The following is a 6,907-nucleotide window of genomic DNA, read 5'->3' as shown; positions in this document are numbered from 1 at the left end:
ATTCCCATTTCTGTATTTAGGGACAGGATTATCGCTTAGCTGGGTAGCGGTTGAAAAATGGGTTTATCCAAGTATGGCTTTAGATATTGTCGCAAACCATCATGTGCCAACATTTGGCTTTGAACCGAGTTTATTTGTAGTTATGGCAGCATTTATTGAATTTGTCGTTGGTTATTTATTAGTAGTCGGTGTTTTAAACCGAGTGTTAGGTTTTGTTGTCACTGCTATTTTCATCTCAACCACCATGCTTTTTGGAATGACAGAAGTCATCGGCCATTTCATGATTCACATTGTGTTGATTATCTTTATTATTGAAGGTGTTTCATTCTATAACCCGCCAATAAAAATGCATAAAACAAAAACAGATCAATTTATCTTTGTGTTCTTAAACTTCATTTTTGTGCTAGCAACGTTTTTATTGATTTACTATCGTTTTGCATAAAACTTTAATTTAATATAAAAAAATTATTAAAGCGGTACTTCATTGGAAGTATCGTTTTTTATATTATTAATGTATTTATGTTTAGAAGAAAACCAATATTTGTTAGTATTGTAATAAGTCATTTTGTTCAAATAATCTCTTCAGATATATCGAATAGTAATAATAGTAGAAAAGAGGATTTCTATGAAATTAAACACAAAACTATGTGGAATTTTAGAAATTGATTATCCGATTATTCAAGCAGGTATGGCGGGAGGACCTACGACCGTGGATCTTGTTGCCAATGTATCGAACGCTGGTGCCTTAGGGACTTTGGGCGCGGCCTATATGAAACCAGAAGAAATTAGAATGGCTATCAAAGAAATTAAGAAACGGACAACCAAACCATTCGCCGTTAATTTGTTTTGTACAAATTTGACCGATCATTATGAAGGAGTGGAAGAGTCACAGAAAGTCCTTAATGACATAAGGAAAAACTTAGGTATTGAGCCGGCAGTACACCAAGTGAAAACAAACAATTTTTTTGAGGAACAATTTGAAGTATTAATAGAAGAAAAAGTTCCTGTCATTTCCACAGCATTCGGGGTCCTACCGGAGGATAAAATGGCAATCGCCAAGCAACAAAACATCACTATTACTACCATGGTAACAACTGTTGAAGAAGCACTGCTCGCAGAGGAAAATGGAGTAGATATTATTATTGCCCAGGGGAGTGACGCTGGAGGTCATCGAGGGACATTTGAAATTGAAAAAAACACCCATGGTGCTACAGTCGGAACTTTTTCACTTGTCCCACAGGTCGTTGATGCAGTTTCAGTACCTGTTGTTGCTGCGGGAGGCATCATGGATAGCCGCGGCCTAGTGGCTGCCTTAGCTCTGGGTGCACAAGGAGTTCAAATGGGGACTGCTTTTTTAACAACGATTGAGTCAGGGGCACACCGTGTATACAAGGAGGCGCTCATCAATAGCACAGAAGAAAGTACAGTGATTACCAAAGTTTTTTCAGGTCGTCCAGCAAGGGGAATCAAAAATGCTTTTATTCAAGCTTACGATAATGCCAAGATTTCCCCAGCTGATTTCCCAACACAAAATACCATGACCAATGATATTCGCAGATATGCAGCTATGCAAAATAATCCTGACTATATAGCTCTATGGGCCGGACAGGCGACAAGACTTCTACAATGCGAAATACCAGCAAGTAAAATTGTTCATGATGTAGTGACAGGGGCAGAACAGTTACTATCTTCTATTAAACCTATGAATAATCAATAATTCCCGAAAATTTACAGATAAGAATGAGTGCGCGAAACCTTTTGCGCGCTTTTTTTGATGTTCATGAATACGATTCATCCTTTTTACAAAAAATTAACCTAGTCATTTTAAGATACTTGGAAAAAGTAAGTTAGGAGAAAACAGAATGAATCCTGTTGTAAATCCACCAGCTATTATGGTTTTAGATGTGCAGGAAGGTTTTGATGATCCGTACTGGGGGAAGCGGAACAATCTCAATGCGGAGGAAAATATTTTACACTTGCTTACCGAATGGCGCAGACAGAAATGGCCGATTATCTATTCTCAACATTTATCTCTTTTGCCTCAATCGCCTCTCTATTATAAAAATAAAAACGGGATAAAATTTAAAGCGATGATTCGTCCTAAAGAAGATGAAAAGGTCTTTCAAAAAAATGTAAATAGTGCGTTTATCGGTACGGAATTAGAAACTTATTTACGTAATCTAAAAATCAAATCGGTCATCATTACAGGTCTATCGACCCAACATTGCGTATCTACCACCACTCGGATGAGTGGAAATTTTGGTTTCGATACATACCTAATCGAGGACGCGATCGCTGCATTTGAAATTACAGACCATAAAGGAATAAAGCGCTCCGCCGAGGATGTACAAACATTTGAACTTGCCACTTTGCATCAAGAATTTGCGACCATTATGACAACAGCTGATTTAATGTCCAAATTCACTAACTCAAACGGTTGATTGTAGAAAAGCACAAGGATTCTCTATTAAAAGTTAACTCTCTGGTGTATTTCCTACCACTATGATGATTAATATAGTAAAATAAGATGAATCGATAATTTTTGTAACAAGTAGAAATTCAAACGTGTGGAGGATCTAAGGTGACATATCAACAAAATAAACGATTTAAACTGTTTTCATTGAATTCCAATCAAAAGCTAGCAACAGAGATGGCAGAGCTTTTGGGATGCGAGTTAGGAAGAAGTTCAGTATCTCATTTCAGTGATGGAGAAATTCAAATTCATATTGAAGAAAGTGTTCGCGGCAGTGAGGTCTATGTTATTCAATCTACATCGTACCCTGTCAATGATAATATTTTGGAACTCCTCATCATGATTGATGCTCTAAAAAGAGCTTCAGCTAGTATCATAAATGTGGTCATTCCATACTATGGATATGGACGACAAGACAGAAAGGCACGGTCACGGGAGCCAATTACAGCAAAATTAGTGGCCAACCTTTTGGAAAAGACTGGAGCAAGTCGGATTCTTACCATGGACCTCCATACTTCTCAAATTCAAGGTTTCTTTGATATCCCTGTAGAACATCTCTATGGTGTTCCAATTCTTGGACAGTATTTTAAGGAACAAGGTTTAGAAGATATAGTTATCGTCGCGCCTCATAATGGCAGCATTGGTCGAGCTAGAAAAGTAGCCAACCTCTTACACGTTCCACTTGCCCTGATCGATAAAAGAAGGTTTGAAGAAAATGGTCCCCAAACCATAAATGTGATTGGGAATGTCGAGGGCAAAAATGCCATTATTATTGATGATATGATTGATACCGGGGCAACCATTTCTTTAGCAGCTAAGGCTCTAGAAGAAAATGGGGCAAAAGCAATCTATGCCGGCTGTACGCATCCTGTTTTTACAGACCAAGCGATTGAAAAAATAGAATCGTCACCAATTAAAGAATTAGTCGTGACAAATACGATTGCATTGTCGGAAGATAAAATCAGTAGTAAAATTAAAACGATTTCTGTTGCGCCTCTTCTTGTTGAGGCAATCGACCGGATTCATAATGAAAAAGCAGTTAGTCCTTTATTTGAATAAGAGTTCTTACGAAGCCAACTATTTTTTATAGTTGGTTTTTTTGGGGTTATACTTAAGACCAGATAATAGGTCTTAGTAGTAGTGGAGACGAAATAATTTACATAGTTTTATAAAGTGATATTATTATAAGAGTAAATATTACTCAATATCTAGTGTTATTACCAGATACTAACCATGAAGATTCAAACGAATTACATTGGGACCCCAAATCTAAACTACTAAGAATGGAGATTGACAATTGTGGATTTGAAATCATTGATCGCACCAGAGCGCTTTAATTTAGCAAGTGAAATTTCTAAGCATCATTCTGAAAAAATAGCTTTACGATGGCTAAATGAACTTGGAGAAACGAAAACGATCTCTTATGCTCAGTTAATCACAAAAGCCAATAAACTGGCCAATGGATTAACGAAACTAGGACTAGAGAAAGGTGACCGGGTTGTTGTTATGAGCACTCGTCTCATTGAATCCTATGTTATTTATTTAGCCTGTTTAAAAGCAGGATTCGTCATTAGCCCTTCTTCAGAACTTTTACGAGCAAAAGATTTACTGTATCGCTTAAATCATTCGGAAGCGAAAGCCGTCATTTCTTATTCTGAGTTAATTGAAGAATTTGAAAATATTAAAGAGGAAACTCCTTTTTTACAATATAAGATTGCTTTTGGTGAGGAAGTACCAAATTGGCTTTCCTTAGAAGCGTTAGTCGCGGAAGAATCAGAAATTTTCAGTGATGTCGATACGTTGAGTGAGGATTTTGCTTTTTTAGCTTATACATCTGGGACAACCGGTCAGCCAAAAGGAGTTGTTCACAGCCATGGCTGGGGGTATGCACATTTAAGAATTGCGGCGTCAAAATGGCTAAATATTAGTGAGGACGATCTGGTTTGGGCTACAGCTTCCCCAGGGTGGCAAAAATGGGTCTGGAGTCCATTCTTATCGATACTTGGTTCGGGTGCCACAGGTTTTATCTATCATGGCAGGTTTAATCCGCACAAATATTTACATCTTCTTCAAGATCACCAAGTAAATGTTTTATGCTGCACACCTACCGAATATAGGATGATGGCTAAATTAGATGATCTTTCCACCTTCGATCTTTCCCATCTGCATACGGCTGTTTCTGCCGGTGAAGCACTAAATCGGGAAGTCATCGATGTGTTTAAAGAACAATTTAAGCTCCTGATTCGCGATGGCTATGGCCAGACAGAAAGTACGTTATTGATAGCGAATTTAAATGTTGATGAGAAAAAATTGGGATCCATGGGACAGCCGCTGCTAGAAGAATTTATTGATGTTATCGATGAAGACGGCCATCCGGCACCAATCAACCAAGTCGGAACAATTGCGATTCGAAGCGATTTCCCGGCATTATTTAAACAGTATTATAAAAATCCGGTGACTACAGCTTCCTCTTATCAAGGTCAATATTTTCTGACAGGTGACCGTGCATTGAAAGACGAGGATAATTATTATTGGTTCCAAGGCCGCAAAGATGATGTCATTATCAGTTCTGGATATACGATTGGACCATTTGAAGTAGAAGATGCATTAATGAAACATAAATCGGTAAAGGAGTGTGCGGTAGTCGCTTTACCGGATCCAATCAGAGGAAATGTTGTTAAAGCATTTGTTGTATTGAAAGATGGGATTCTTGGAACAGCGGAGTTAACTACGGAGTTACAGGGATTTGTTAAGAAATTAACGGCTCCTTATAAGTATCCAAGGGTGATCGAATATATCGAGGCACTGCCTAAAACGGATTCGGGGAAAATTCGTCGTGTAGAACTGCGAACGCAACGATAAATGGACATTTCTGACAGAAGTTAAAAACCTTTACGCACTTCCAATTCGTGGTATAATAATCCGTATTAAAATATGGCCGGTACCTTTCCAAAAATTCCATTAAAGAAGTGTTGTGTATTGAATAGATTAGAATTGAATATTAGGCACAGAACGGTTTCTTTGTTAGATAAGTATTTTTCTGGCGCATCCATAGATTACAAGAAAATATTTGCCATAATCCTGCCGATTTTCGTAGACCAAGCCTTTTTAATTATCATGAGTTTATTAAACACAGCGATGATTAGTTCGGCTGGAGTGGCTGCGGTTAGTGCTGTGAGTATGGTAGATTCATTGAATATTTTCCTAGTCAATGTATTTATAGCGGTCGCAACAGGCGGGACTGTGATTGTAGCCCAATATAAAGGGAGCGGGAATGGGGAGATGGTGTCCAAAACGGCGACACAAGCAATAACTGCCGTTACCCTTTTTTCAGTCCTAATCAGCACCCTAGTCATCATTTTTCATACGCCAACCTTAAACCTATTATTTGGTAAAGCGGAAGCGGATGTATTTCAAAACGCTCGAATTTATCTAATCGGCAGCTGTCTTTCATATCCATTCATCGCGATCTTTCAAGCGGTGACTGGTGCGTTAAGAGGTGTGGGGGAAACGAAGCCCTGCTTAAATTTATCGTTAGTAATGAATTTAACTAATACGATTCTTAATCTACTATTGATTACATTCTTTCACATGGGTGTGGAAGGGCTCGTCATTTCCACGCTTTTGGCTAGATTTTTAGGAATGGCCGCTTCTTTGGTTTATGTCTTAAAATACAATGAGACCATCCGCTTCAAGATAAAAAATGCGGTTAGAATCGATCTGTCTATTTTAAAAAAGGTCATGTTTATTGGGCTGCCTTTCGCTGCAGAACAAATCTTTTTCAATGGTGGAAAGCTGCTTACGCAAACATTTATTGTCCAGTTAGGAACCCTTTCACTTACCGTTTTTGCAATTGCCAATGTGTTAATGATGGTATATCAAATCGGACCTAACTCCATTAGCATTGCCATAGTCACCATTGTGGGGCAGTGCATTGGGCGAAGGAATATTGCGGACGCGAGGAAATTTATCTTTTCGTTAATTGGCCTTTCCTCGATTATTTTTGTCATTGCTGCTTTATTGTTATTACCATTGTTTCCGGTGTTGATAAAAATGTTCAATCCACCGGAAGAAATTGTTCCCACAATCTTTACTCTTGTGTTAATAGGTGCGATTGCCCAACCACTACTGTGGTCACCAAGCTTTATTATGCCATCAGCATTACGGGCAGCGGGGGATTCGAATTTTACTTCGATCGCCTCATTGCTGTCCATGTGGTTGTTACGGGTTATTTTAGGTTATGTTTTAGGAATTACCTTAGGATTTGGGATTGTCGGTGTCTGGGTCGCCATGATTGTAGAATGGGGAATTCGGGGACTCATCTTTGGCTTACGGTTTAAAGGGAAAAAGTGGTATGCACATAAACTAGTTTAATCTCATAAACGATCCTCCTCAACCATTTTCAATTGAGGAGGTTTTTTCATATAATCATCT

The 6,907-nt window shown here is 38.4% G+C and carries 6 protein-coding genes; all 6 read left to right on the top strand.

Annotated features, from left to right (window positions below; translation table 11 throughout):
- A partial coding sequence (locus V7659_RS13215) for a DoxX family membrane protein (protein ID WP_420491727.1) occupies positions 1–442 on the top strand: 442 nt, incomplete at its 5' end.
- Positions 443–625: 183 nt separating this feature from the next.
- Complete coding sequence (locus V7659_RS13210; protein ID WP_335540379.1) at positions 626–1,717, top strand: NAD(P)H-dependent flavin oxidoreductase; 1,092 nt, start codon at positions 626–628, stop codon at positions 1,715–1,717.
- A gap of 145 nt (positions 1,718–1,862) precedes the next feature.
- The gene (locus V7659_RS13205) at positions 1,863–2,441 is read left to right on the top strand and encodes a cysteine hydrolase family protein (protein WP_335540378.1); all 579 of its coding nucleotides are present in this window, start codon (positions 1,863–1,865) and stop codon (positions 2,439–2,441) included.
- A 140-nt stretch (positions 2,442–2,581) separates the two neighbouring features.
- Positions 2,582–3,532 carry a ribose-phosphate diphosphokinase gene (locus V7659_RS13200; protein ID WP_335540377.1) on the top strand — a complete coding sequence of 317 codons (951 nt, stop codon included), beginning with the start codon at positions 2,582–2,584 and terminating at the stop codon, positions 3,530–3,532.
- Positions 3,533–3,772: 240 nt separating this feature from the next.
- A complete protein-coding gene (locus V7659_RS13195) occupies positions 3,773–5,335 on the top strand; it encodes an acyl-CoA synthetase (protein ID WP_335540376.1) in 1,563 nt (520 codons plus the stop codon).
- A 117-nt stretch (positions 5,336–5,452) separates the two neighbouring features.
- Positions 5,453–6,847 (top strand): MATE family efflux transporter, encoded by a 1,395-nt coding sequence (locus V7659_RS13190; protein ID WP_335540375.1) that lies wholly within the window; start codon positions 5,453–5,455, stop codon positions 6,845–6,847.
- Positions 6,848–6,907 lie beyond the last annotated feature (60 nt).

Source organism: Neobacillus drentensis (assembly GCF_036966985.1).
GTDB classification, from domain to species: Bacteria; Bacillota; Bacilli; order Bacillales; family Cytobacillaceae; genus Neobacillus; species Neobacillus drentensis_E.
Note: the sequence above shows the minus strand (reverse complement) of the source record. Positions and strands in the feature narration are given on the sequence as shown.